Raw genomic sequence first — 24,196 nt, 5'->3', positions numbered from 1 at the left:
ACCGCGCTTGTCCACCCAGCCGCCCCTGCCTGACAGCCCCGCCACGCCGGCGCAGCCAGCGCCTGCGCGTGGCCGTGGACTGCGGCGGGACTGGCTGCTGCTGGCGGCGGGCCTGCTGTCCCTGGTGTTCTGGCTCGGCGGCGACGGGCAGCTCGACCGCATCAACGGCTTCGTCCAGGACACGGCCAGCTGGCTGCACCGGCCCAAGGCATCGCAGGACATCGTCATCGTCGCCATCGACGATGCCAGCATCGACGCCATTGGCCGCTGGCCCTGGCGCCGCGCACTGCACGCCGGCCTGCTGGAACGCATCAGCCAGGCACCGCCGCGCGCCATAGGCCTGGACGTGATGCTCAGCGAGGAAGACCTGGACTACCCCGGCGACGACCTGCTGCTGGCGCGCGTTCTGCAGCGCAGCGGCCGCACCGTCTTGCCCGTGGCGCCAGGCAGCGGCCCGCTGCCGGCCTTCGCACAGGCCGCAGCGGCGCTGGGCCATACCCAGCTGCCCGTGGACGCCGATGGCGCGGTGCGTGGCTTCCATGCCATAGAAGGCAGTGCGCAGCAGCCCTGGTGGCACATGGCGCTGGCCCTGCACTGCGTGGGCGAGAACGGCCGCGCATGCGCCCGCCCGGAGCCCGTGCCGCCCATGGACCCCGACGCACCCTCCTGGCAACGCCGCCAGCAGGAGATCATTGCCTTTGCACAGGCCAGGCCGGAGCAAGGCGCCAGGGACCGCTCGCCCTTCACCACCTACTCCTACATCGACGTGCTGCGCGGCCGCATTCCTGCAGCGGCATTCCGCGGCAAATACGTGCTCATCGGCACGACGGCCACCGGCCTGGGCAGCCGCTTCACCGCACCGCTGGGCACCAGCGCGCGGCCCATCTCCAGCGTGGAGATGCTGGCCCATGTGCTCAACGGCAGCCTGCAGGGCTCGCATGTGCATCCCGCGTCGGCCACGCTCAACCGCGCGCTCAATGCGGCAGCCGTGCTGCTGGCCCTGCTGGCCCTGGCCTGGCTGGGCCCGTCGGGCGGCATGCTGGCCTGCGCGCTGCTGGCCCTGGCCTGCCTTTCGCTGGCCGGGCTTGCACCGCGCCTGTGGCAGGTGCAGACGGCGCCTGCAGCCGGCCTGCTGGGCCTGGCCCTGGCCTATCCGCTATGGAGCTGGCTGCGCCTGCGCGCCGCCGCGCGCTTTCTGGCGCTGGAGCTGCGCGACCTGCAGGGGCAGGGCCTGCCCACCGCGCTGCGCCTGGGCGGCGACCTGCTGGACCAGCGCATCGCGGCCGTGGAGCAGGCTTCGCGCCAACTGCGCGCCCTGCACCATTTCGTCAGCGAAAGCCTGCGCCAGCTGCCCTCGCCCACCTTTGTCTGCGACCGGCAGGGCCATGTGCTGCTGGCCAATGCCGCAGCCCACGCCTATGCGCGCAGCCTGGGGCATGGCCTCAGGGCCGGCGATGCCCTGCCCCGGCTGCTCGATGGTCTGCGGGCACTGGAGACGGCAGCCGGCGCATCCGCCGGCCAGCCCTTGCTCACGCCCGAGACACTTGCCACCCACGGCCTGCCGCCCAGCAGCGAGGGGCGCGACCCCATGGGACGCAGCCTGATGCTGCTGACCCAGACCTTCGAGGCACCGCCCACCACGGGCTGGCTGATCACCCTGGTCGATATCAGCGATCTGCGCAGCGCCCAGGCCCAGCGCGATCTGGCCATGCAGTTCATCTCGCACGATATCCGGGCGCCTGTGGCGTCCATCATCACCTTGCTGGAGATGCAGCGCGGCGCCGTACAGGCGCCCGACCTCGGCCTCCTGCTGCCGCGCATCGAAGGCTATGCCCAGGCCTCCCTGCAGCTGGCCGACGATTTCGTGCACCTGGCACGCGCCCAGCAGCAGGCGCTGCGCCGGGAGCGGCTGGACCTGGGCCTGGTGCTGGACCAGGCCGTGGAAAGCTGCTGGGCCCAGGCCTCTGCGGCCCACGTGCAGCTGGAGTTCCACCTGCCCGAACAGGAATGCCCCGTGCTGGGCGATGCGGGCATGCTCCACCGCGCGGCCGTCAACCTGATCGGCAACGCCATCAAGTACGGAGCGCGCGCAGATCAGGCAAACCCCGCCACGGTGCAATGCCTGCTGCAGCAGGACACAGGCCATTGCCGCATCACGATCCGGGACCACGGGCCCGGCATGGATGGGCAGGCCGTCGCCCGGCTGAGCCAGCCGTTCGAGCGCCTGGACCATCACCAGCACCTCGACGGCGTGGGCCTGGGCCTGGCCTTTGTGCGCACCGTGGCCGCCCGCCATGGCGGGCGGCTTGAGATAGAAAGCACGCCCGGCCAGGGCAGCGCCTTCAGCATCGTGCTGCCGAAAGCAGAAAAGGCCTGACTGGCATTTCAGGGATGCAGATGCGGAAAACGAAAAAGCCCTGAAGTCTTTCAACTTCAGGGCTTTGCGTTTTTTGGTGCGGCTGGCAGGAATCGAACCCACGACCCCTTGGTTCGTAGCCAAGTACTCTATCCAGCTGAGCTACAGCCGCAACGCTTCGCATTGTAGCAGCGGGTTTTGGGGCTCCCGGACAAAAGCGCCATATTTCTGCAAAAAACCCGGCGACCGCATTCCCTGGCAACCGGGCGATGGCATGCCATGCGGCAGCCGTGCGCCCAGCAAAAAAGCCTGCCGCCCGGAAAGGCGGCAGGCTTTTCATACCAATGGATGGTAGGGCCTCCCAGAGTCGAACTGGGCACCAACGGATTATGAGTCCGCTGCTCTAACCAAGCATGAGCTAAGGCCCCTGATTCACCAAGGCAGCACGGATGCAGTCCATGGCAAACAACTATTGTAGAGCCTAACCCGCAGGACTCAGCGCTTGTGACTCAGCGCATTGCTGACGAGCTTGGAGGTGATGTCCACGATCTGGATCATGCGGTCGTAGTGCATGCGGGTGGGCCCGATCACGCCCAGCGTGCCCACCACCTTGCCATCGAGCTCGTAGGGCGCGCTGACCACGGACAGCTCCTCGAAAGGCACGACCTGGCTTTCACCGCCGATGTAGATGCGCACGCCTTCCGCCTGGCTGGAAAAATCCAGCAGCCTGAGGATCTGGGTCTTTTGCTCGAACAGGTCGAAGGCGCGGCGCAGATTGCCCATGTCGCTGGAGAAATCGCTGACCGACAGCAGGTTGCGCTCGCCCGCGATGACCACGTCCTCCTGGGCGCTGGTCATCGCTTCCGTGCCGATGTTGACGGCCGCCTGCATGAGCGTGGCCACCTCGCCGCGCAGCAGCTCCACCTCGCCCTTGAGGCGCTCGCGCACCTCTTCCATCGCCAGGCCCGCGTAGTGGCTGTTGAGGAAGTTGGAGGCTTCGATCAGCTGCGAGGCCGAGTAGTCCACGTCGGTGAAGATGACGCGGTTTTGCACGTCACCGTCGGGCGATACGATGATGACCAGAAAGCGCCGCTCCGACAGCCGCACGAATTCGATGTGCTTGAACACCGAGGTGCGGCGCGGCACCAGCACCACGCCCACGAACTGGGAAAGGCTGGACAGCAGGTTGGCGGCGTTGGCGATGACTTTCTGCGGCTGCTCGGGCGCGAGCTCGGGCGTCACGATATCGGCACGGTCTGCAGTGAGCATGGTGTCCACGAACAGCCGGTAGCCCCGGGCGGTCGGAATGCGGCCCGCCGAGGTGTGCGGGCTGATGATCAACCCCAGGTCTTCGAGGTCAGCCATCACATTGCGTATCGTGGCAGGCGACAATTCAAGCCCCGACGCACGCGACAGGGTTCGCGAGCCCACAGGCTGGCCGTCAGCGATATAACGCTCGATCAGCGCTTTGAGCAACAACTTGGCACGTTCGTCGAGCATGTGATGATTTTAATGATGTAATTTCCAGAAATGACGTCCACGTTTCGCCACGTTGCCTTGATCGGGAAGTACCACGCTCCCAGCGCAAGCGCCCCGTCCGAGAATGCCAGCAACGCGCTTGAGCGCATTGCGGACTTCCTCAGGCGCCAGGGCTGCGAAGTCGTGCTTGATACCCAATCGGCCCTGCACGCAGGGCTCACAGACTACCCCACCCTCGATGTCGATGGCCTGGGCAGGCATTGCGACCTGGGCCTGGTCGTCGGCGGCGACGGCACCATGCTCGGCGTGAGCCGGCACCTGGCGCAATACGGAACGCCCCTGATCGGGGTGAACCAGGGCCGCCTGGGCTTTGTCACCGACATCGCGCTGGAGGACTTCGAGGCCACGCTCACGCCCATGCTGCAGGGCGAATACGAGGAGGACCTGCGCCCCCTGATGTGCGCCCGCGTGATCCGCGACGGCCAGTGCGTGTTCGAGGCCTTGGCCATGAACGACGTGGTGGTCAACCGCGGCGGCACCTCGGGCATGGTGGAGCTGCGCATCGAGGTGGGCGGCCGCTTTGTCTCCAACCAGCGCGCCGACGGCCTGATCGTGGCCACGCCCACGGGCTCCACGGCCTATGCCCTGTCCGCTGGCGGGCCGATGATGCACCCTTCCATCCCCGCCTGGGTCATGGCACCCATTGCGCCGCACAACCTGTCCAACCGCCCCATCGTGCTGTCCGACGCCAACGAGGTCACGATCGAAGTCGTGGCCGGGCGCGATGTCAGCGCCAATTTCGACATGCAGTCCCTGGCCTCGCTGCAGCACGGCGACCGCATCCTCGTGAGCCGCGCCCACCACAGCGTGCGCTTTCTGCATCCCAAGGGCTGGAACTACTTCGCCACGCTGCGCAAGAAACTGGGCTGGAACGAGGGAGGCGCCTGACCATGGCGCTCAAGCGCATCGTGCTGCGCGACTTCGTGATCGTGCAGGCCCTGGATCTGGACTGGCATGCGGGCTTCACCGTGCTGACCGGCGAGACCGGCGCCGGCAAATCCATCCTGATCGACGCATTGCAGCTGGCCCTGGGCGCCCGCGCCGACGCCGACGTGGTGCGCGAAGGCTGCACCCAGGCCGATATCTGCGTGGAGTTCGACGGCTGCGCGCGGCTGCGCCCCTGGCTGGAGGCCGCAGGCCTGGCCTGCGAGGACAGCAGCCTGCTGCTGCGGCGCACGGTGGACACCCAGGGCCGCAGCCGCGCCTGGATCAACGGCACACCAGCCACGGCCACGCAGCTGCGCGCCCTGGGTGAGCAGTTGATCGACATCCACGGCCAGCATGCCTGGCAAAGCCTCACGCGGCCCGACGCAGCACGCGCGCTGCTGGACGCCTATGCGGGCATCGACAGCCGCGAGGTCCAGGGCTGCTGGGGCCGTTGGTCCCAGGCCCGGCAGGCGCTGCAGCATGCGCAATCCGCCCAGGACAGCCTGCAGCGCGAGCGCGAGCGGCTGCAGTGGCAGATCACCGAACTCGACAAGCTGGCCCCGCAGGCCGACGAGTGGGACGAGCTCAATGCCCAGCACACGCGCCTGTCCCATGCCCAGACCCTGATCGACACCGCCCAGACCACGCTGCAGATGCTGGAGGACGATGAGGCCGGCGTGATCACTCCGCTGGGCCGCGCCAGCCACCTGATCCAGAACCAGGAACACCTGGAGCCCGACTTCCAGAACATTGCCGACGTGCTGGCCTCATGCATGGCCCAGGCGCAGGATGCGCGCCATTCGCTGCAAAGCTATCTGCGCCGCGCCGACCTGGACCCCGAGCGCCTGGCCGAACTCGATGAGCGCCTGTCGCTGTGGATGCAGCTGGCGCGCCGCTACCGCCGCACGCCCGATGAACTGCCGGCGCTGCTGGCCGGATGGCGCCAGGAACTGCAGCAGCTGGACGCCGCCGTGGACATCGAGGCCCTGCATGCCGCCGAGCAATCGGCGCAGCAGCACTACCAGGCAAGCGCCCGGATGCTGTCGCAGCAGCGCGCACTGGCTGCGCCACGCCTGTCGCGCGCCATCACCCAGGCCATGCAGGGCCTGGGCATGGAAGGCGGCCTGTTCGAGGCCGCCCTGTCCACGGCCGACTCCCCCGGTGCCTTTGGCGTGGACAGCGTGGCCTTTCTGGTTGCCGGCCACCCGGGCGCCAGTCCCAAGCCGATTGCCAAGGTGGCGTCGGGCGGCGAGCTGTCGCGCATTTCGCTGGCGATTGCCGTGACCACCAGCGAGCTGGGCGAGGCCGGCACGCTGATCTTCGACGAGGTGGACTCGGGCGTGGGCGGCGCCGTCGCCGAAACCGTGGGCCGCCTCATGCACGCACTGGGCCGATCGCGGCAGGTGCTGTCCGTCACCCACCTGCCGCAGGTTGCCGCCTGCGCCGACCAGCACTACCTGGTGGCCAAGCAGCGCGCCAGGCAAGGCACGCTCAGCACCGTGCAGCCGCTGGACAGCGCCGCACGCGAGGCCGAGCTGGCGCGCATGCTCGGTGGCGAGCGCCAGTCCGAAACCACGATGGCCCATGCCCGCGAAATGCTGGCCATGGCGCGCCAGGCACCCGCGCCCCGCCCACCCCCGCGACGGGCCGGCCGGCAGCGGCCACAGGCCGATGCCGACCGCACACGGTCCAAGCCGGGACGCGCGGCCAACGGCGCGCGCAACACCAATGGAGGCTGATGCCATGTCGCTTGAGATCGTGCTGATCACCGGGATGTCCGGATCGGGCAAATCCGTCGCCCTGCATGCGCTGGAGGATGCCGGCTACTACTGCGTGGACAACCTGCCCCCCGAGCTGCTGTCCGCCTTCGTCGAACTGGAGCATGGCCGCCACAGCAACAAGGTGGCCATCGCCATGGATGCGCGCAGCGCCGGCGGACTGCCCCACCTGCCCGGCCAGCTGGAACGGCTGCAGCGCCAGGGCGTCGTGCCCCACCTGGTCTTTCTGGACGCCACCACGGGCACCCTGGTGCGGCGCTTCTCCGAAACCCGGCGCCGCCATCCGCTGTCGCAGGGGCCGGTCGCCGAAGGCCGCCGCGCCCTGGTCCAGGACATAGAAACCGAGCGCGAGCTGCTGGGCGACCTGCGCGAGAAGTCGCATGTCATCGACACCAGCCACCTGCGCTCGTCCCAGCTGCAAAGCTATATCAAGGAGCTGATTGCGGCCCCGGTGGGCCAGATGACCCTGGTCTTCCAGTCCTTCGGCTTCAAGCACGGCCTGCCCTCGGATTCCGACTATGTGTTCGATGTGCGCATGCTGCCCAACCCGCACTACGAACCCCAGCTGCGCCCGCTGACCGGCATGGACGCGCCCGTGGCCGAGTTCCTGCGCCAGCAGCCCGGCGTGGACCAGATGCGGCGCGACATCCAGCAGTTCCTGGAGTCCTGGCTGGACATGATGGCCAGCAACCACCGCAGCTATGTCACCGTGGCCATCGGCTGCACGGGGGGCCAGCACCGCTCGGTCTTCCTGGTCGAGGAACTGGCGCGGCACTTCGCCCCGCGCTGGCCCACGCTGTGCCGGCACCGCTCGCTGGACAGCCGGCCCACGCTCAAGCCTGCCGACTTGCTTGCGCACGACGTCTGAAGCGCCAGGGTCCGCTCCCGGAATACTGCGATGCAAGGCATGCCGATGACGAACGCTCCGCGTGTGTTGCTGGTGGAGGACGACCCCGCCATCGCGCGCACCGTCTGCTATGCGCTGGAGCGTGACGGCATTGCCGTGCGCCACTGCCTGCAACTGGCCGATGCACGCGCGCAATGGCAGGCGCAGCCGCCTGATGCCCTGCTGCTGGACGTGGGCCTGCCCGACGGCAACGGCCTGGACTGGTGCCGCGAGCTGCGCCAGGCCGGCGCCGCCGTGCCGCTGCTGGTGCTCAGCGCACGCGGCGAGGAAATGGACCGCGTGCTGGGCCTGGAGCTGGGCGCCGACGACTACCTGACCAAGCCCTTCAGCCCGCGCGAGCTGGTGGCCCGCACCCGCGCCCTGCTGCGCCGTGCGCAGCGCCTGCAGCCCGCGCCAACGGCCAGTGCAGCGCCGGCCGATGCCCTGTTCAGCATCGATACGCAAGGCCAGCGCGTGCGCATGCAGGGCGTGCCCCTGGAGCTGACGCGGCGCGAGTACCAGTTGCTGCGCTGCCTGCTGGAGCGCCCCGGGCGCATCCTCAGCCGCGAGTTCCTGCTCGACAGCATCTGGGGCCAGGACAGCGACAGCACGGACCGCACCGTGGATACGCACGTCAAGACCCTGCGCGCCAAGCTGCGCGCCCAGGCGCCGCAGCAGGACTTCATCACCACCCACCGCGGCATGGGCTACAGCCTGACGCTGCCGGGCTGAGCCACCGCAGCACGCCATGCGCCTCGGACTGCGGCTGTTCTTCGCCTTTTTCGTCATCAACGGCCTGGCCGCATTCTTCGTGCTGCGCGTCTTCATGGTCGAAGTCAAGCCCAGCGTGCGCAAGGTGACCGAGGACACGCTGGTCGAGACCGCCTACGCCCTGGCCGCGCTGGCCAGCGACGACATGGCCAGCGGCGTGCTGCAGCAAAGCCCCGCCGACAGCCGCTTCGCGCACCACATGCAGGCCTATGCCAACCAGACCGTCAAGGTCTGGATCTGGGACACGCGCAAGACCAGCCTGGACATGCGCGTCACCGTCACGGACCAGAAGGGCCTGGTGCTGTTCGACTCGGCCGGGATGGACCAGGGTGCCGACTACTCGCGCTGGCGCGACGTGTACCGCACGCTGCGCGGCGAATACGGCGCACGCACCACGCGCGAGGTGCAGAACGACGAGGCCAGCAGCGTCATGTATGTCTCGGCACCCATCATGCTCGATGGCCGCGTGGCGGGCGTGCTCACCGCCTCCAAGCCCGCCCACTCGGTGCAGAAGATCGTGGACAGCGCGGAAAGCAAGATGCTGCGCGGCGGCCTGCTGTTCCTGCTGCTGTCGGCCGGCGTGGGCTTTGCCGTCACCTGGTGGCTGGTCATCCATGTGCGGCGCCTGCGCAGCTATGCCCAGCAGGTACAGGCGCCCACGCTCAACGAGGCCGCCTCGCCCACCACGGCGCCCCCCATGCCCGAAGCCCCGCGCATGCCCGGCGAGCTGGGCGAACTGGCCCGCGCCATGGAGAACATGCGCAGCCGCCTGGAAGGGCGCGACTACATCGAAGGCTATGTGCGCGCCCTCACGCACGAGCTCAAGAGCCCCGTGGCTGCCATCCGTGGCGCAGGCGAGCTGCTGCAGGAAGACCTGCCCCCGGCCGACCGCGAACTGTTCGCGCGCCAGGTGGTGGACCAGTGCCAGCGCCTGCAAAACCTCGTGGACCAGTTGCTGCGCCTGAGCCAGCTGGAGCAGCGCCGCGCCCTGCACGCGCACACGGCTTGCAGCCTGCAGGCCTGTGCCGAACAGGCCATGGCGCAAGTCCACAGCGCAGCGCACCAGCGCCGCATCCAGCTGGTTCTGCAAGGCCAGAACAGCAGTGGCCCCTGGGAGCAGGACCTGGTGGTGCTGGCCCTGAGCAACCTGCTCAGCAACGCCATCGACTTCGCCCCCGAGGGCAGCAGCATCCACGTGGACCTGGAGCCCGGCCGCGTCAGCGTGCGCGACCACGGCCCCGGCGTGCCCGAGGCGCTACTCGGCCGGCTGGGCGAGCGCTTTTTCACCACCCCCCGCCCCAACGGGGAGCGCAGCGGCACGGGACTGGGCCTGTCCATCGTGCTGCGCATCATGCTGCTGCACGGCGGCAGCATGCAGGCCACCAACGCCCACCCCGGGCTGCGTGTCACGCTGAACTGGCCACTGCGGGCACACTGACGCCCTCCTATCGACCCTGCGAATCCGACTTCACACCCGCTTCACACACTTCATTTCGGCCACACAGCCCCCGCCCAGACTGCGTCCACGATCAACGAACGGGATGTGGAATGAAGAACCGACTGCTTGCCAAAGGCGTGGCCCTGCTGGTCATGCTGGGCCTTTTGATGCTGGGCCTGGGCCTGATACACGACGTGGTGCGGGACCGCATACGCAACCGCGACAACGCCGTGCAGGGCGTGGTCGCCAGCCTGGCTGGCCGCCAGACGCTGATGGGCCCGGTGCTGGTGCAAAACTGCACCGAGACCACGGGCGTCGAGAAAGGCAGCAAGACCGAATGGACCACGCGCCAGTTCCAGCGCATGCTGCTGCCCGACCAACTGCGCCACCAGGCCACGGCGCGCATGGAGGAGCGCTCGCGCGGCCTGCACCAGGTCAGCACCTATGCCATGCAGGACAGCATCAGCGCCAGCTTCACGAACGCCACCCAGTACCTGGAAAAGCCCTCCATCGACACGGCGGCCAACCAAACCGTGCGCTGCGGCGCACTGCGGGTGGCGCTGTCGCTCACCGATCCGCGCGGCATACGCTCGGCCACCATCGAAGCCGATGGCAAGAGCCTGGACGTGGGCCCCGGCACATCACTGGAGCGCTACTCGCAGGGCCTGCAGGCGGAACTGGCGCCGGCCCTGCTCAAGAAGGACGGGCCCCTTGAACTGAAGATTGCCCTGGAACTGGTGGGCACCGAAAAGCTGGCCTTCGTGCCGCTGGGCAGCCACAGTCAGGTCCAGTTGTCGGCCGACTGGCCCCATCCCTCGTTCGGTGGCAGCTTTCTGCCCAACCGGCGGGAGATCAGCGCCAAGGGCTTCGAAGCCAGCTGGAACCTCTCGGCCCTGGCCTCGTCCGCACGCCAGGCCTTCACTGACCAGCAGCCGCTGTGCCAGCCCGGCCGCCGCGACATGGAGGAATACGCGGCCACCGCCCATGCCCCCAACAGCGGCCCTTGCCTGGAATCGCTGGATACGGACTTCGTGGACCCCATCAACGCCTACTCGTTGAGCGACCGCGCCACCAAGTACGGCCTGCTCTTCGTGGTGCTGACCTTCGTGGCCGTCGGCCTGTTCGAGGTGCTCAAGCAGCTGCGCGTGCATCCCATCCAGTACCTGCTGGTGGGATCGGCGCTGTGCAGCTTCTTTCTGCTGCTGATCAGCCTGTCGGAGCACATGGGATTTGCCAGCGCCTACGGCATTGCCGCCTCGGCCTGCGTGCTGCTGCTGGCCTACTACGCCAGCCACATCCTGGGCAGCCTGCGCCGCGGCCTGCCGTTTGCGGCGGGCATCGCCGCACTCTACGGCCTGCTGTACGTGCTGCTGCAACTGGAGCAAAGCGCGCTCATCGTGGGATCGATCGCGCTGTTCGCGGTGCTGGCCCTGATCATGGTCTGCACGCGGCATGTGGACTGGTATGCCTTCGGCCGGCAGGATGGCGACCGCGGCGGTGAAGACGCGGGCACCCCACCCACCGTGGGAGCGCTGCAGCCATGAGCACCATCACCGCCATCAGCGATATCCGCAGCCCGGACAATCAGGCGCTGGAGCGCCAGCGCTGCGAGCAGGCCTGGCAACAGGCCGTGCAAAGCGGGGACCGCCATGCCCTTGGCTCCCTGCGCCTGCATATTGCCGACGCCACCGCACGCGCCAGGCGCACGCCCGGCGCACGGGAACAGTGGCTGGCCTGGATGCTGCTGCGCTGCGCCCTGCTGCTGCCGCGCCGCAGGTTCTAGCCAGCCGGGCCGGCCGTGGCCTCAGCCCGCAAATTGCGCATCCAGCAGCTTGCGCACGGGGGCTGGCAGGCCCATGTCGGCCCAGGCCCCGGCATCGGCCCAGCAGCCCTGGCCGTCCGGCGTGGCGGCATCGATGCCGCCGCCCTGCACGCGCACGCGCACCGGATGCAGGTGCAGATCGCGGTGGGTGAGCACATGCAGGAAGGCGGGCAGATCGGTCCAGTCCAGGGGCTCCGTTCCTGGCCAATGCTGTGCCGCCGCCTGCTCCAGCGCCTCGCGCCCGTTGAACACGGGCGGCGCATAAAGCCCCGCCCAGATGCCCTGTTGAGGACGGCGCTCCAGCCAGACGCGGCTTTGCCCGTCCACGGCGATCAGCAGCCACCAGGCCTCGGAACTGCGCTTAAGCTTGCGCGTTCGCACGGGATAGTTTTCGGGATTGCCAAAGCGCGCCGCGCGGCACTGCGGCTGCAGCGGACAGACCAGGCAGCTGGGCTTGCGCGGCGTGCAGATGGTGGCACCCAGGTCCATCAGGCCCTGGGTATAGCGGGGCATGGCCTGCTGCAGGTCCTCGGTGGGGCACAGCTGCTGGGCCAGGTCCCACAGTTCGCGCTCGTTCCTGGCAACGGCCAGATCGGCATCGAAAGCCAGCACGCGCGTGAGCACGCGCCGCACGTTGGCATCGAGGATGGGCACACGCTCGGAAAAGCAAAAGGAGGCGATGGCGCCCGCCGTGGACCGGCCTATGCCGGGCAGCGTGGCCAGATCCTCGGCCCTGCCGGGAAAGGCACCACCCCAGTCCTCGACCACGGCCTGGGCACAGCGGTGCAGGTTGCGCGCGCGGCTGTAGTAGCCCAGGCCGCTCCACAGCGCCAGCACCGCGTCCTGCGGTGCGGCCGCCAGGCTGGCGACATCGGGGAAGGCATCGAGAAAGCGCTGGTAGTAGCCCAGCACGGTACTCACCTGGGTCTGCTGCAGCATGATTTCGGAGAGCCAGACGCGGTAGGGATCGCGCGTCTGCTGCCAGGGCAGGTGATTGCGTCCATGCGACGCCTGCCACTGCACGACGGGCGTGGCAATCGAGGGAAAGGTCAAGATATCAAGCAGTCAGTGAAGTTTCCTGTGCAGCCTTTGCCAGGCCGGGGAAGGCGGGCGTGGGCGACAGGGGTTGCAGCAGTTCCATGGTGGCCTGCCCCAGCTGCAGCTGCAAGGCCGTGAGCTGTTCGTCGGCGGTCTCGATCTCGGCAATGCGTTCCACCAGGCCCGAGGCCGCATTCTGGATGCGGTCCACCGCCTCGATGCGGCGGGCAAAGCTGCGCTTGCGCTCCTTCAATTGGGCATCGAGCTGGGCCGTGGCGGATTTGCTCCACATGTCCACGTCGTTGGCCGCAGACTCGAACACCGTGCGCAGCCGCATCGCCAGCGCCTTGATCAGGCGCTGCGCAAACGCAGGATTGCTGCGCCTGAGCGCGTGGCCCAGGCCCAGGTACTGGGTGTAGCTGGCCTCGATGCGCTGCAGGTCGCCGCCGAACTCGGCCAGTTCCAGCTGGGCCGGAGCCTGCAGCGAGAAGCCGAACTCGGCATTGAGTTCCTTGAAGGTCGCTCCCAGCATGGACTGGATCTCTCCGGCCTGCGCCTGGGCCCGGGTCGCCACGGTGCGCAGGCGCTCGAAGGTTTCGGCATAGACCTTGCGGGCGCCCAGCTTCAGGCCGCGCTGCTCCAGCGCATCCTTGAGATCGACCAGCTCCTGCTTGAGCGCGCTGGAGCCCAGCTGGCGGAAGATGTCGCGCAGCATGCGCATGTGCACCAGCCGAACGGCCTGGATCCTGGCGGCGCTGGCATCGAAATCCTGCTGCTCGCTCTCGATGCGGTGGCGCATGGATGCGATGACGCTGGCATTCTTGCCGCGCAGGCTGCGCAGCTCGGCCATCTGGTCGTCCAGGTCGCGGCGGCGGATGTTGAGCACGCGCTCCACCTCGACCTGCAACTGCTGCACATTGGCCCTGACGGCCGTCTGCAGCACCTTCTGGCGCTGGCCCATGATGCCTTCGGCCAGCATATTCTCGAAAACGGGCAGTCCGCTGGCCTGCAGCAGCGCATCGTTGCTGGAGACCTTGGCCACCAGGCCCTTTTGCGCCGACACGGGCAGCACCCGCTCCATGGGCAGGCCCAGCATCTGTGCCGACTCCTGGCGCTGGCGCTGCAGCTGGGCCTGCACCTGCGACGCGGAACTCAGGCTGTCCCAGAGCGTGTCTATCTTGTTGAGCACCACGAGGCGGGAGTCGGCCAGCGCCTGCTTGCCCGAAGCCACATCGGGCGGCAGCACATGGTCGCGCCAGATGGCCAGATCGGACTTGGTCACGCCGGTATCGGCCGCCAGCACGAAGACCACGGCATGGGCCTGGGGGATCAGGTTGACGGTCAGCTCGGGCTCGGCGCCCACGGCATTCAGGCCGGGCGTGTCCAGAATGACCAGACCCTGCTTGAGCAGGGGGTGGGGCATGTTGATCAGCGCATGGCGCCACATGGGCACCTCGACCAGGCCCTGGTCATCGACGAAGGGATTGCCGCCCTGGTCCTCGTCATGCCAGAAGCCCCAGGTCCGCGCCAGTTCCACGGAAACCTTGCGCACTTCGGCCACCTTGGCAAGCGTGTCGGCGATCTGCTGGGCATTGTTCACGTCGAGCGGCAGTTGCAGCCAGGCCTCGGGACGGGCGCGCCACTGGCCCAGGCTTTCCAGCGATTCGCGCGTATCGATGGGCAGCAGGCGCAGGCTGGGCTGCAGTTCGGCTTCCCAGCCCAGCTCGGCGGGGCACATGGTCGTGCGCCCTGCGCTGGCCGGCATGAGGCGGCGGCCATAGTGGGCGAAGAAGACCGCATTGATCAGCTCGGACTTGCCGCGCGAGAACTCGGCCACGAAGGCCACCATGACCTTGTCGCCGCGCACCTGGGCTTCCAGCCGCTGCAGCCGCTCCTGCACCGCGACATCCAGCAGCTCCTGGGACTGCAGCCATTCGCGCAGCGCATGCAATTGCTGCGCAAAGCCGCGGCGCCATGCGCCGTGCTGGTCGAATTGCTCGTTGAATGATGGTCCCACGTGTTTCCCCCGCCATTGCATCGCCAATGTCTGCCGATGCCTAGTGATCGCCTCGACATTGCGCCGCAAGCGTGATGCCTGTTCTCTTCAAAATATAGCACCGTCGCCCCGTTTTGCCTGCTGCGGCGCCCCAAGGCCGGCCCCTGGAGCGGGGGGATTAAGGACAAAATATCGTTTATTTACAAATGGAACAATATTTCACCATCAATCTGCAGCGGTTGGTGCCTGAAATTTACAGAAACAGGCGTTTTCTGCAAATGCTTCGCGGTGCCTCCCGCAATGCAGCCGCAACAGGCGTTACGAGACGTTGAGAATTCGCTCCGTTTTTTGAAGCGATCATCCCGCCTTCTGGCACCGCGCGCAGAAGTAGGTGCTGCGCTGCCCCTGGCGCAGCATTTGCACGGGCGAGCCGCAGTGCGTGCAGGGCAGGCCTTCGCGGCCATAGACCTTGGCCTGCAGCTGGAAGTGGCCGGCCATGCCGTCGGGCGCGGAGAAATCGCGCAGCGTCGTGCCGCCCTGCTCGACCGCCAGGGCCAGCACGCGGCGGATCTCCTCGAACAACCTGCGCACCTTGCGCGGCCCGACCTCGCAGGCAGGCTGCGTGGGCGCGATGCGCGCCATGAACAGCACCTCGGACGCATAGATATTGCCCACGCCCACGACCACGCTGCCGTTCAGCAGCAATTGCTTGATGGGCGTGCGGCTGGCCTTCAGGCCGGCCCGGAAGGTCTCGAACGAGAAACTGTCATCCAGCGGCTCCATCCCCAGATGGTCCAGCAGCCTGCGCGCCCAGGGATCGCTCTCGGCCGCCACATACATCACCGCACCAAAGCGCCGCGGATCATGCAGCCGCAGCAGGCCCTTGCTGGTCTGCAGGTCGAAATGGTCATGCGTCCCTGCAGGCCCCAGCGGTGCGTCATGGGGGGCCACGAAACGCAGGCTGCCCGACATGCCCAGGTGCAGCATCAGCAGGCCCTCGCTCAGCTCCATCAGCAGATACTTGCCGCGCCGACGCACGCCGTGCACATCGCGCCCGGCCAGCAGCTCGGGGGCAATGCCCAACGGCCAGCGCAAGGGCTTGCCCAAGGCCACGGATTCAATGCGCGCTCCGGCGATCTGCGCGGCAAAAGCGCGCCGCGTGACTTCTACTTCTGGCAATTCAGGCATGCGATCCGGGTTGTGCTGTAGTTGTGCGAAATGTGGTCTGGGCTTCGATTATTATGGTTCGATGGATCATCGCCTTCGCCTTCAGGGACTTGCCGTGGCAGCAGCCCTGGCCATGGGTTCCGCCACTGCCTGGGCACTCCCGGGCAAGACCGCAGCCACCATCGAGACGGAATCCCCCGAACCACCCTCCTCCGCCGCCGCCTCTGCGGAGGACGATCGCGCCGCCCTCAACGCCGAGCTGTTCTACGAGATCCTGGTCGGAGAGATCGCCGCCAGCGAAGGTGCGCTGGGCGACGCCCAGGCCATGATGATGGAGGCCGCTCGCACCAGCGGCAGCGAGCAGCTGTACCGGCGTGGCACGGAACTGGCGCTGCAGTCGCGCTCAGGTGAACGCGCCCTGGCCAATGCCCGTGCCTGGCTCGACGCCTTTCCCCAGTCCCGCGACGCCAACCGCTTCGTGCTCCAGATCCTGGTGGCACTGAACCGCATCGCCGATACCGGCAGCTATCTCAAGCGCGAGATCGAGGCCACGCCTGCGCCCTCCAAGCCCGCCACCTACCTGGGCATCACCCAGCTCTACAACAACGCCAGCGACAAGGCCCTTGCTGCCGATGTGGTCGAGCAGGCCATGGCTGGCGAGACCGACAATCCGGCCAGCGGCCCGCTGGCCTGGGCCACCATCGGCCACATGCGCCTGGGCGCCGGGCAGAAGGCTGCCGCCATGCAGGCCGTGCAAAAGGCACAGGCGCTGACACCCGATACCGGCCCCGTGGCCCTGCTGTCCATGGAGCTGCTGGAAGCCGGCATGCCCGAGGCGGAGCCCATCGTCAAACGCTACCTGGCCAAGAACCCTTCAGCCCAGATGCGCATGGCCTATGCCCGCGTGCTGCTGGGCCAGCAGCGCATGGACGAGGCCCGCCAGCAGCTGGTCTCCATCACCGTGGATTCCCCCGACTACGCCGAAGCCTGGGCCACGCTGGCCGCGCTGCAGCTGCAATCCAACGACGTGGATGCAGCCCAGGCGTCCACCGAGCGCTTTGGCAAGCTCGTGCCGCAGATTCCCGCCGGTGTGGCGCGCAGTGCAGCCCAGTCCCAGTACTACCTGCTGCAGTCCCAGATTGCAGAAAAGCAGGGCAAGTTCGCCGAGGCCGACGCCCTGCTGCGCCGCATCGACGACGCGCCCAACCTGTTGAGCGTGCAGGCGCGCCGTGCCGCCCTGCTCGCGCGCCAGGGCAAGCTCAAGGAAGCCCGCGCCCTCATCGAGGCCGTGCCCGCCAGCGGCCCCAGCCAGCAGCGACTCAAGCGCCTGGCCGAAGTGCAGCTGCTGCGCGATGCCAATCAGAATGCCCAGGCCTACGCGCTGCAGGCCGAGTTGCAAAAGCAGGACCCTGAAGACGCCGAGCTCGCCTATGACACCGCCCTGCTGGCGGAGCGCATTGGCAAGCATGACGAAATGGAGCGGCTGCTGCGCGGCATCATCGCGCGCCAGCCTGATTTCCAGCACGCCTACAACGCGCTGGGCTACTCCTTCGCCGAACGCGGCATCCATCTGGATGAAGCCGAAAAGCTCGTCGGCAAGGCGCTGGAAATGTCGCCTGGCGACCCATTCATCACCGACAGCCTTGCCTGGGTGAAATTCCGCCGGGGCGACCTGGACGAAGCCCTCAGGCTGCTCGAAAGCGCCTACGCATCACGCCCCGACGTGGAGATCGCCGCACACCTGGGCGAAGTGCTCTGGGCCAAGGGTGATCGCGAACGCGCGCAGAAGATCTGGCGCCAGGGCCTGGCCACCAGTCCTGACAACACGACCCTGCGCGAAACCCTGCGCCGCCTGGGCGTCTCGCTTTGAGCCACCGCGCCGTGCCCGGGTTTCCGCATCCCGCCCTTGCACGCCGGCAGCTGTGCGCCACGGCCGCCGCCGCCGCACTGCTGGCCCTGGCCGGCTGCGCCCTGCCACCCCGCCAGCTGCAGGCCGACGCAACCGCACCCGCCGCTGCAGGCCACTGGGCGGGCCGGCTGGCCCTGCAGGTGGAAGATGCGCAAAACCAATCCTTCAGCGCAGGCTTCGAGCTGCTGGGCACCCCCCAGCGCGGCGAGCTGCTGCTGTTCACGCCCCTGGGCTCGACACTGGCGCGTCTGCTCTGGGAGCCGGGTCAGGCAAGCCTGCAACAAGGCGAGGAGCGCAAGACCTCGGACTCGCTGCCCGCACTGGTGCAGGAGCTGACGGGTAGCGATCTGCCCATTGCCGCCCTGTTCGACTGGCTGCAGGGCCGGGCCACCGCAGCCGCAGGCTGGCAGGTCGACCTCTCCCGCATGGAGCAGGGCCGCCTGTTCGCCCGGCGCCATGACCCACAGCCGCCGGCCGCGCTGCGCATCGTGCTCGACACGCCCTGATTTCCGCCAGGCGCGCCTGCTCCATCCCCAGCTGCCGCACCTGCCTCTTTTTCCTCATCCTCTCCAGCCCATGCGCTCGCTCAACGACGTGCCAGCTCCGGCCAAGCTCAACCTGTTCCTCCACATCACCGGCCGCCGCGCCGATGGCTATCACCTGCTGCAATCGGTCTTCATGCTGTTGGACTGGCATGACACGCTGCATTTCGACAGGCGTGGCGACAGCCAGATCAGCCGCGAGGACCTGTCGGGCATGGCACTTCCTGCCGACGATCTCATCGTGCGGGCCGCACGGGCCCTGCAGCAGGCGACCGGCTGCAGCGCGGGCGTGCACATCGGCGTGGAAAAGCGCCTGCCGGCGCAGGCGGGGATGGGCGGGGGCTCGTCTGATGCGGCATCGACCCTGATCGCACTGAACCGCCTGTGGCAGTTGAACCTGACGCGGCGCGAGCTGCAGCGCATTGCACTGGACCTGGGCGCCGATGTGCCCTTCTTTCTGTGCGGCAACTCCGCCTGGGTGGAAGGCATAGGCGAGCACATCACGCCGCTGGAACAGGCCAATGCCCTGCCGCCCCAGCGGTTCGTGGTGGTCAAGCCCGAGGCGGGGCTGGAGACCCTGTCCATCTTCCGCGACGCAACCCTCAAGCGCGATCATGCCCATGCTACAATCGAAGACTTTGCTGCAGATCACTATGGCTTTGGCCAAAACGACTTGCAGCCTGTCGCCGAAAGGCTGCAGCCTGAAGTGAAAAAAGCCATCGATTGGCTAAACTCACTAAAACTGCATGCTAGAATGACGGGCTCAGGAAGTGCAGTATTTGCACCACTGACGCAAACGATTGACTTAAAGGATGCCCCTGGCGCCTGGAATGTCAGAGTTTGCAGCAATCTGCAGGCCCATCCTCTCAAGGATTGGCTGAAAGATGAAAGTTTATAGGCTGTCTGCCTGCGGCAGAAGGCCTGTGTAGGGGAGTCGCCAAGTTGGTAAAGGCACCGGATTTTGATTCCGGCATGCGAGGGTTCGAGTCCTTCCTCCCCTGCCAAACGTCTTTCGCGTCAAGGCAAACCCATCGTACTGGGGCGCTCAATGCATTCACATCATCCTGACATCATGGTCTTCACCGGCAATGCCAATCCTGGCATGGCCACTGAAATCGTTCAGCACCTCGGCACCACGCTGGGCGCAGCCGACGTGGGTCGTTTCTCCGATGGAGAAGTCGCCGTCGAGATCAAGCAGAACGTGCGTACGCGCGACGTCTTCGTCGTGCAATCCACCTGCGCACCGACCAACGACAACCTGATGGAACTGCTGGTCATGGTGGACGCGCTCAAGCGTGCATCGGCCGAGCGCATCTGCGCGGTGATTCCCTACTTCGGCTACGCCCGCCAGGACCGCCGCCCGCGCTCCACCCGCGTGCCGATCACGGCCAAGGTCGTGGCCAACATGCTGCAGGCCGTGGGCGTCGAGCGCGTCCTGACCATGGACCTGCACGCAGACCAGATCCAGGGCTTCTTCGACATCCCCGTGGACAACATCTATGCCACGCCGGTGCTGCTGGGCGATCTGCGCCAGAAGAACTACGAAGACCTGATCGTCGTCTCCCCTGACGTCGGCGGCGTGGTCCGCGCACGTGCGCTGGCCAAGCAGCTCGGCTGCGACCTGGCCATCATCGACAAGCGCCGCCCCAAGGCGAATGTCTCCGAAGTCATGCATGTCATCGGCGATATCGACGGCCGCAACTGCGTGATCATGGATGACATGATCGACACCGCCGGCACGCTGGTGAAGGCTGCCGAAGTGCTCAAGCAGCGCGGCGCCAAGAGTGTCTATGCCTACTGCACGCACCCGATCTTCTCGGGTCCGGCCATCGAGCGCATCGGCAACGGCAACGCCCTGGACGAGGTCGTGGTGACCAACACCATCCCCCTGAGCGCCGAGGCACAGGCCTGCGGCAAGATCCGCCAACTGTCCGTGGCACCCCTGATTGCCCAGACGATCCAGCGGATTTCCACCGGTGATTCGGTGCTGAGCCTGTTCTCTGAATAAAATATCGGCCCCTGTGGTCGGAACCCAGCAAACCTCCTTCGGGAGGTTTGCGCGTTCCGGAGTGGTTTCAGGACCACCCCGGGACACCGCAAGAGCAGCCTGGTCCGCATCGGACAGGCGTTCTTTTATCAACGGATGAGGCTGGTCGCGGTCCATCCATCTAGGAGTTAGTTATGCAATTCGTCGCTTTTGAGCGCGCCAAGCAAGGTACGGGTGCGAGCCGCCGTCTGCGCAATTCGGGCAAGGCCCCTGGCATCGTCTACGGCGGTGCTGCCGAAGCCCAACTGATCGAAATCGATCACAACGCCCTGTGGCACGCCCTGAAGAAGGAAGTGTTCCACTCCAGCATCCTGGACATGGAAGTCAACGGCCAGACCTCCAAGGTCGTGCTGCGCGACGTGCAATTCCACCCCTACAAGCAGCTCATCCTGCACGTGGACTTCCAGCGCGTTGACGACAAGACCAAGGTTCACCTGAAGGTGCCGCTGCACTTCGAAGGCATGGAACAGTCCCAGGCCGTCAAGGTCGAGAACTGCACGATCACTCCCCTGGTCCATGAACTGGACGTGGTGTGCATGCCCGCCCAACTGCCCGAGTTCATCACCGTGGACCTGAGCGGCCTGACTTCCAAGTCCACCCTGGGCCTGCAAGGCGTCAAGCTGCCCAACGGCGTGAAGGCCGTGGTGCGCGGTTCCAACAAGAACCCCGCCCTGATCTCCATCAAGCTGCCCGAAGTGGCTCCTGATGCATCGGCAGCTCCCGTGGCAGCCCCGGCCGCTCCGGCCAAGAAGGGCAAGAAGTAATTCTTGGCTTTCCCTTGCGGTGGCCCCGGCTGCCGCAAACCTGCAAAAGGCCCACCTCGCGTGGGCCTTTTGCATGGGGGAGCACCCTCACCCGCCTGCTGCGGCCGCCATGGAGATAATCGCCCGATGATCAAATTGTTTGTCGGCCTGGGCAACCCCGGGCCGGAGTATGAGGACACCCGCCACAACGCGGGCTTTTGGTGGATTGATGCGCTGGCGCGCGAACTCAAGGTCCATCTGGTGCCCGAGCGCAGCTACTTCGGCCTCATGGCCCGTGCCAGCGTGCGCGGCGAGAACGTCTGGCTGCTGCAGCCACAGACCTTCATGAACCTGTCGGGCAAGTCGGTGGGCGCGCTGGCGCGCTTCTTCAAGATCCAGCCCGAGGAAGTCCTGGTGGTCCATGACGAACTGGACTTCGAGCCCGGCCAGGTCAAGCTCAAGCGCGGCGGCAGCCACGGCGGCCACAACGGCCTGCGCGATATCCATGCCCAGCTGGGATCGGCCGACTACTGGCGGCTGCGTATCGGCATAGGCCATCCGGGCCACAAGGCCGAAGTCGCCAACTGGGTGCTCAAGAAGCCCGCACCCGACCAGCGCCAGCTGATCGAGGACAGCATCGCCCACTCCCTCAAGGCCTGGCCCGAACTGCAGGCCGGCAACATGGACAAGGCAACCTTGCTGATCCACACCACCAAGCCGCCGCGCCCCAAGCCCGCACGCCCGGCCACGGCCGAGAGCGACAAGGGCTGAACGTTCAGGAAGAAGCGGGAGCCTGGGACTGCAGACGCAGGTACTTTTGCATCAGCGTCTCGCGGTCTTCCACATGGGCGGGATTCACGGGAATGCAGGCCACCGGGCAGATCTGCACGCACTGGGGCTCATCGAAATGGCCCACGCACTCCGTGCACTTGCTGTGCTCGATCTCGTAGTACTCCTCGCCCATGGAGATCGCATCGTTCGGGCACTCGGGCTCGCAGACATCGCAGTTGATGCATTCGTCGGTGATCATCAAAGCCATGGCAGGTCCCTCGCAAGTGCCAGCCACGCTCCGGGCCGGGCGGGCCCATGCGCCCCGAACGGGCCTTGCAGCAAGGTGGCATCAGTCATGCCGCCATTATCCTGTCCCCCACATAAGCATGGAGGCTGCACGGGCAAGCCCGGCGCCCTGAAATCGATGGCCGCGTCCCCGTCCATCGGGGCCCTGCCGCTTCAAAGGCCGCTATGCTGCGCGCATGGGCCGTGCGCAGTACCATTCGGGCCCTTCCAAGAACAACCCACCCACTCCGCCGACGTGACCGCCACCCACCCTGCCGAGGCCGATTGCCCATGAGCATCTTTCTGCTCAAGCGCCTGCTGATGCTGGCAGCCACGCTGCTGGGCGCATCGGCCGTGGTTTTCGGCGTACTGGAAGTGCTGCCCGGCAATGCCGCCCAGACGCTGATGGGCCCCGATGCCGCGCCCGAGGCGGTGCAGGCGCTGGCCGTGCAACTGGGGCTGGACCAGCCGGCCTGGCAGCGCTACCTGCAGTGGCTGCAGGGGCTGCTGCACGGCGACATGGGACTGAGCTACGCCTACAGCACACCGGTCAGCGAGCTGGTGCTGGAGCGGCTGGCCGTCACCGTGCCGCTGGCCGTGATGGCCATGCTCATCACGACCGTGCTGGCACTGGCCGCCGGCATCTATGCCGCATCGCGCCACAACCGCTGGGGCGACCTGGGCATCATGGGCCTGGCACAGGTCGGCATCGCCATCCCCAATTTCTGGTTTGCCATCCTGCTGATCCTGGTGTTCTCGGTGAAGCTGCAATGGTTTTCCGCCGGCGGCTTTCCCGGCTGGAGCGAGGCCGACGGCGGCGGCCCGCTGCAGGCACTGCAGGCGCTGCTGCTGCCGGCCATCTCGCTGGCCGTGGTGCAGGCGGCCATCCTGGCGCGCATCACGCGCTCGGCCGTGCTGGAGGTGCTGCGCGAGGACTTCGTGCGCACGGCCCGCGCCAAGGGACTGTCGCGCCGTGCCGTGCTCTGGGGCCATGTACTGCGCAACGCCATGATTCCCGTGCTCACGGTCATGGGCCTGCAGTTCGCCCAGCTGCTGGCCGGCACCATCGTGGTGGAGAACGTGTTCTACCTGCCGGGCCTGGGCCGGCTGATCTTCCAGTCCATCGCCAACCGTGACCTGATCGTGGTGCGCAACTGCGTGCTGCTGCTGGCAGCCATGGTGGTGGTCATCAACTTCATCGTGGACGTACTGTACGCGGCCATCGATCCGCGCATCGAGGCCAGCGACGTATGAGTCAGCCGCACAGCCCTCCTTCGCCCCCGCCCTCCGCCCCGCCAGCGGGCCATCGGCCCACGCGGGCCGTCACCCTGGGCGCGCCCGCCGGAGCGGGCCGGCGCATGCTGGGCCACCGCAGCTTCCTGCTGGGAGCGGTGCTGACCGCGCTGCTGCTGCTCACGGCCCTGCTGTCTTTCTGGTGGACGCCGGGCTCTGCCTACGACATGGACATGGACGCCAAGCTGGCTGCACCGGGCGCCCTGCACTGGCTGGGCACCGACGCCTATGGGCGGGACGTGGCCTCGCTGCTGTTCCTGGGCGCGCGCAGTTCCATCCTGGTCGGCGTGATTGCCGTGGGCATCGGGCTGTCGATGGGCGTGGCGCTGGGCCTGGTCGCGGCAGCCTGCAGGGGCTGGGTGGAAGAGGCCATCATGCGGCTGGCCGATTTCAGCTTTGCCTTTCCCGCGCTGCTGTCGGCCATCATGCTCACGGCCGTGTTCGGCGCGGGCATCGTCAACGCCATCATTGCCATCGGCATCTTCAACATCCCCACCTTCGCGCGCATCACGCGGGCATCGGCCAAGGCCGTGTGGGCACGCGAATACGTGCTGGCCGCACGCGCCTGCGGCCATGGCCGCGCCAGCATCACCTGGCGCCATGTGCTGCCCAATATCCTGCCGGTGCTGGTGGTGCAGGCCACCATCCAGTTCGCGCTGGCCATTCTGGCCGAGGCCGCCCTGTCCTATCTGGGCCTGGGCACTCAGCCGCCCCAGGCCTCCTGGGGCCGCATGCTCAGCGAGGCGCAGACCCTCATGTTCCAGGCACCGCTGCTGGCCGTGTGGCCGGGCCTGGCCATTGCGCTGTCGGTGCTCGGGCTCAACCTGCTGGGCGACGGGCTGCGCGATCTGCTCGACCCGCGCCTGTCGCGCCAGCGCTGAGGAAGGC

General features: G+C 67.3%; 21 protein-coding genes and 3 tRNA genes. 17 read left to right on the top strand and 7 right to left on the bottom strand.

Annotation, left to right across the window (positions count from 1 at the left end):
- Positions 1–7: 7 nt before the first annotated feature.
- Positions 8–2,377 (top strand): CHASE2 and HATPase_c domain-containing protein, encoded by a 2,370-nt coding sequence (locus LGR64_RS03040; RefSeq protein WP_230354960.1) that lies wholly within the window; start codon positions 8–10, stop codon positions 2,375–2,377.
- Between the two features lie 74 nt (positions 2,378–2,451).
- On the opposite strand, the gene LGR64_RS03035 is transcribed toward LGR64_RS03040, so the two are convergent.
- The 3 genes from LGR64_RS03035 to hrcA form a co-directional block, all read right to left on the bottom strand.
- Positions 2,452–2,528: transfer RNA gene (locus LGR64_RS03035), tRNA-Arg, on the bottom strand.
- A 177-nt stretch (positions 2,529–2,705) separates the two neighbouring features.
- Positions 2,706–2,784, bottom strand: a tRNA-Ile gene (locus LGR64_RS03030).
- Between the two features lie 67 nt (positions 2,785–2,851).
- The gene (gene hrcA, locus LGR64_RS03025) at positions 2,852–3,856 is read right to left on the bottom strand and encodes a heat-inducible transcriptional repressor HrcA (protein ID WP_096913886.1); all 1,005 of its coding nucleotides are present in this window, start codon (positions 3,854–3,856) and stop codon (positions 2,852–2,854) included.
- 30 nt (positions 3,857–3,886) lie between these two features.
- On the opposite strand from hrcA, the gene LGR64_RS03020 reads away from it, so the two are divergent.
- The 7 genes from LGR64_RS03020 (at position 3,887) to LGR64_RS02990 (ending at position 11,478) form a co-directional block, all read left to right on the top strand.
- Positions 3,887–4,783: an NAD kinase gene (locus LGR64_RS03020; protein WP_012207218.1), complete on the top strand. Its 897-nt coding sequence runs from the start codon at positions 3,887–3,889 to the stop codon at positions 4,781–4,783.
- Between the two features lie 2 nt (positions 4,784–4,785).
- Entirely contained in the window at positions 4,786–6,561 is a 1,776-nt protein-coding gene (recN, locus tag LGR64_RS03015) for a DNA repair protein RecN (protein WP_230354959.1), read from the top strand.
- A 4-nt stretch (positions 6,562–6,565) separates the two neighbouring features.
- The gene (rapZ, locus tag LGR64_RS03010) at positions 6,566–7,468 is read left to right on the top strand and encodes an RNase adapter RapZ (RefSeq protein WP_012207220.1); all 903 of its coding nucleotides are present in this window, start codon (positions 6,566–6,568) and stop codon (positions 7,466–7,468) included.
- A 30-nt stretch (positions 7,469–7,498) separates the two neighbouring features.
- Positions 7,499–8,218: a two-component system response regulator CreB gene (gene creB, locus LGR64_RS03005; protein WP_442873795.1), complete on the top strand. Its 720-nt coding sequence runs from the start codon at positions 7,499–7,501 to the stop codon at positions 8,216–8,218.
- A gap of 16 nt (positions 8,219–8,234) precedes the next feature.
- On the top strand, positions 8,235–9,695 hold the full coding sequence (gene creC / locus LGR64_RS03000) for a two-component system sensor histidine kinase CreC (protein WP_230354957.1): 1,461 nt from the start codon (positions 8,235–8,237) through the stop codon (positions 9,693–9,695).
- A 110-nt stretch (positions 9,696–9,805) separates the two neighbouring features.
- A complete protein-coding gene (creD, locus tag LGR64_RS02995; RefSeq protein WP_141835016.1) occupies positions 9,806–11,239 on the top strand; it encodes a cell envelope integrity protein CreD in 1,434 nt (477 codons plus the stop codon).
- Entirely contained in the window at positions 11,236–11,478 is a 243-nt protein-coding gene (locus LGR64_RS02990) for a hypothetical protein (protein ID WP_012207224.1), read from the top strand. Before creD ends, LGR64_RS02990 begins: the two co-directional genes overlap by 4 nt.
- A gap of 21 nt (positions 11,479–11,499) precedes the next feature.
- Here LGR64_RS02990 and mutY read toward each other — a convergent pair whose 3' ends face one another.
- The 3 genes from mutY to mutM all read right to left on the bottom strand — a co-directional run bounded on the left by mutY (position 11,500) and on the right by mutM (position 15,739).
- Entirely contained in the window at positions 11,500–12,570 is a 1,071-nt protein-coding gene (gene mutY, locus LGR64_RS02985) for an A/G-specific adenine glycosylase (protein ID WP_141835019.1), read from the bottom strand.
- A gap of 4 nt (positions 12,571–12,574) precedes the next feature.
- The gene (locus tag LGR64_RS02980) at positions 12,575–14,572 is read right to left on the bottom strand and encodes a dynamin family protein (RefSeq protein ID WP_230354956.1); all 1,998 of its coding nucleotides are present in this window, start codon (positions 14,570–14,572) and stop codon (positions 12,575–12,577) included.
- 336 nt (positions 14,573–14,908) lie between these two features.
- Entirely contained in the window at positions 14,909–15,739 is an 831-nt protein-coding gene (mutM, locus tag LGR64_RS02975) for a bifunctional DNA-formamidopyrimidine glycosylase/DNA-(apurinic or apyrimidinic site) lyase (protein ID WP_141835025.1), read from the bottom strand.
- A 61-nt stretch (positions 15,740–15,800) separates the two neighbouring features.
- Here mutM and LGR64_RS02970 point away from each other — a divergent pair, with 61 nt between their 5' ends.
- From LGR64_RS02970 to pth, 7 genes are all read left to right on the top strand, one after another.
- Positions 15,801–17,588 carry a tetratricopeptide repeat protein gene (locus LGR64_RS02970; protein ID WP_170962004.1) on the top strand — a complete coding sequence of 596 codons (1,788 nt, stop codon included), beginning with the start codon at positions 15,801–15,803 and terminating at the stop codon, positions 17,586–17,588.
- Positions 17,589–17,599: 11 nt separating this feature from the next.
- Positions 17,600–18,133, top strand: a complete 534-nt coding sequence (locus LGR64_RS02965) for an outer membrane lipoprotein LolB (protein ID WP_141835028.1) — start codon at positions 17,600–17,602, stop codon at positions 18,131–18,133.
- A gap of 70 nt (positions 18,134–18,203) precedes the next feature.
- Positions 18,204–19,067: a 4-(cytidine 5'-diphospho)-2-C-methyl-D-erythritol kinase gene (ispE, locus tag LGR64_RS02960; RefSeq protein WP_141835031.1), complete on the top strand. Its 864-nt coding sequence runs from the start codon at positions 18,204–18,206 to the stop codon at positions 19,065–19,067.
- A gap of 29 nt (positions 19,068–19,096) precedes the next feature.
- Positions 19,097–19,173, top strand: a tRNA-Gln gene (locus tag LGR64_RS02955).
- Between the two features lie 44 nt (positions 19,174–19,217).
- Positions 19,218–20,177 (top strand): ribose-phosphate pyrophosphokinase, encoded by a 960-nt coding sequence (locus tag LGR64_RS02950; RefSeq protein ID WP_012207231.1) that lies wholly within the window; start codon positions 19,218–19,220, stop codon positions 20,175–20,177.
- 173 nt (positions 20,178–20,350) lie between these two features.
- Positions 20,351–20,980: a 50S ribosomal protein L25/general stress protein Ctc gene (locus LGR64_RS02945; RefSeq protein ID WP_013800859.1), complete on the top strand. Its 630-nt coding sequence runs from the start codon at positions 20,351–20,353 to the stop codon at positions 20,978–20,980.
- A 126-nt stretch (positions 20,981–21,106) separates the two neighbouring features.
- Positions 21,107–21,730, top strand: a complete 624-nt coding sequence (gene pth, locus LGR64_RS02940) for an aminoacyl-tRNA hydrolase (protein WP_013800858.1) — start codon at positions 21,107–21,109, stop codon at positions 21,728–21,730.
- A gap of 4 nt (positions 21,731–21,734) precedes the next feature.
- Here the strand turns inward: pth and LGR64_RS02935 are convergent, their stop codons facing one another.
- Entirely contained in the window at positions 21,735–21,998 is a 264-nt protein-coding gene (locus LGR64_RS02935; RefSeq protein WP_012207234.1) for a YfhL family 4Fe-4S dicluster ferredoxin, read from the bottom strand.
- Between the two features lie 308 nt (positions 21,999–22,306).
- Here LGR64_RS02935 and LGR64_RS02930 point away from each other — a divergent pair, with 308 nt between their 5' ends.
- Positions 22,307–23,269 carry an ABC transporter permease gene (locus LGR64_RS02930; RefSeq protein ID WP_013800857.1) on the top strand — a complete coding sequence of 321 codons (963 nt, stop codon included), beginning with the start codon at positions 22,307–22,309 and terminating at the stop codon, positions 23,267–23,269.
- Entirely contained in the window at positions 23,266–24,189 is a 924-nt protein-coding gene (locus tag LGR64_RS02925; RefSeq protein WP_141835037.1) for an ABC transporter permease, read from the top strand. Before LGR64_RS02930 ends, LGR64_RS02925 begins: the two co-directional genes overlap by 4 nt.
- Positions 24,190–24,196: the final 7 nt, after the last annotated feature.

The organism is Delftia sp. Lp-1 (genome assembly GCF_020523835.1).
Taxonomy (GTDB): Bacteria; Pseudomonadota; Gammaproteobacteria; order Burkholderiales; family Burkholderiaceae_C; genus Comamonas; species Comamonas acidovorans.
This window is presented reverse-complemented; position numbering and strand designations above follow the sequence as displayed.

What these genes read in the sequence shown, in the direction of transcription:
- hrcA (WP_096913886.1), bottom strand. Translation starts at nt 3,856, where the DNA reads ATGCTCGACGAACGTGCCAAGTTGTTGCTCAAAGCGCTGATCGAGCGT.
- LGR64_RS03020 (WP_012207218.1), top strand. Translation starts at nt 3,887, where the DNA reads ATGACGTCCACGTTTCGCCACGTTGCCTTGATCGGGAAGTACCACGCT.
- recN (WP_230354959.1), top strand. Translation starts at nt 4,786, where the DNA reads ATGGCGCTCAAGCGCATCGTGCTGCGCGACTTCGTGATCGTGCAGGCC.
- rapZ (WP_012207220.1), top strand. Translation starts at nt 6,566, where the DNA reads ATGTCGCTTGAGATCGTGCTGATCACCGGGATGTCCGGATCGGGCAAA.
- creB (WP_442873795.1), top strand. Translation starts at nt 7,499, where the DNA reads ATGCAAGGCATGCCGATGACGAACGCTCCGCGTGTGTTGCTGGTGGAG.
- creC (WP_230354957.1), top strand. Translation starts at nt 8,235, where the DNA reads ATGCGCCTCGGACTGCGGCTGTTCTTCGCCTTTTTCGTCATCAACGGC.
- creD (WP_141835016.1), top strand. Translation starts at nt 9,806, where the DNA reads ATGAAGAACCGACTGCTTGCCAAAGGCGTGGCCCTGCTGGTCATGCTG.
- LGR64_RS02990 (WP_012207224.1), top strand. Translation starts at nt 11,236, where the DNA reads ATGAGCACCATCACCGCCATCAGCGATATCCGCAGCCCGGACAATCAG.
- mutM (WP_141835025.1), bottom strand. Translation starts at nt 15,739, where the DNA reads ATGCCTGAATTGCCAGAAGTAGAAGTCACGCGGCGCGCTTTTGCCGCG.
- LGR64_RS02970 (WP_170962004.1), top strand. Translation starts at nt 15,801, where the DNA reads ATGGATCATCGCCTTCGCCTTCAGGGACTTGCCGTGGCAGCAGCCCTG.
- ispE (WP_141835031.1), top strand. Translation starts at nt 18,204, where the DNA reads ATGCGCTCGCTCAACGACGTGCCAGCTCCGGCCAAGCTCAACCTGTTC.
- LGR64_RS02950 (WP_012207231.1), top strand. Translation starts at nt 19,218, where the DNA reads ATGCATTCACATCATCCTGACATCATGGTCTTCACCGGCAATGCCAAT.
- LGR64_RS02945 (WP_013800859.1), top strand. Translation starts at nt 20,351, where the DNA reads ATGCAATTCGTCGCTTTTGAGCGCGCCAAGCAAGGTACGGGTGCGAGC.
- pth (WP_013800858.1), top strand. Translation starts at nt 21,107, where the DNA reads ATGATCAAATTGTTTGTCGGCCTGGGCAACCCCGGGCCGGAGTATGAG.
- LGR64_RS02935 (WP_012207234.1), bottom strand. Translation starts at nt 21,998, where the DNA reads ATGGCTTTGATGATCACCGACGAATGCATCAACTGCGATGTCTGCGAG.
- LGR64_RS02930 (WP_013800857.1), top strand. Translation starts at nt 22,307, where the DNA reads ATGAGCATCTTTCTGCTCAAGCGCCTGCTGATGCTGGCAGCCACGCTG.
- LGR64_RS02925 (WP_141835037.1), top strand. Translation starts at nt 23,266, where the DNA reads ATGAGTCAGCCGCACAGCCCTCCTTCGCCCCCGCCCTCCGCCCCGCCA.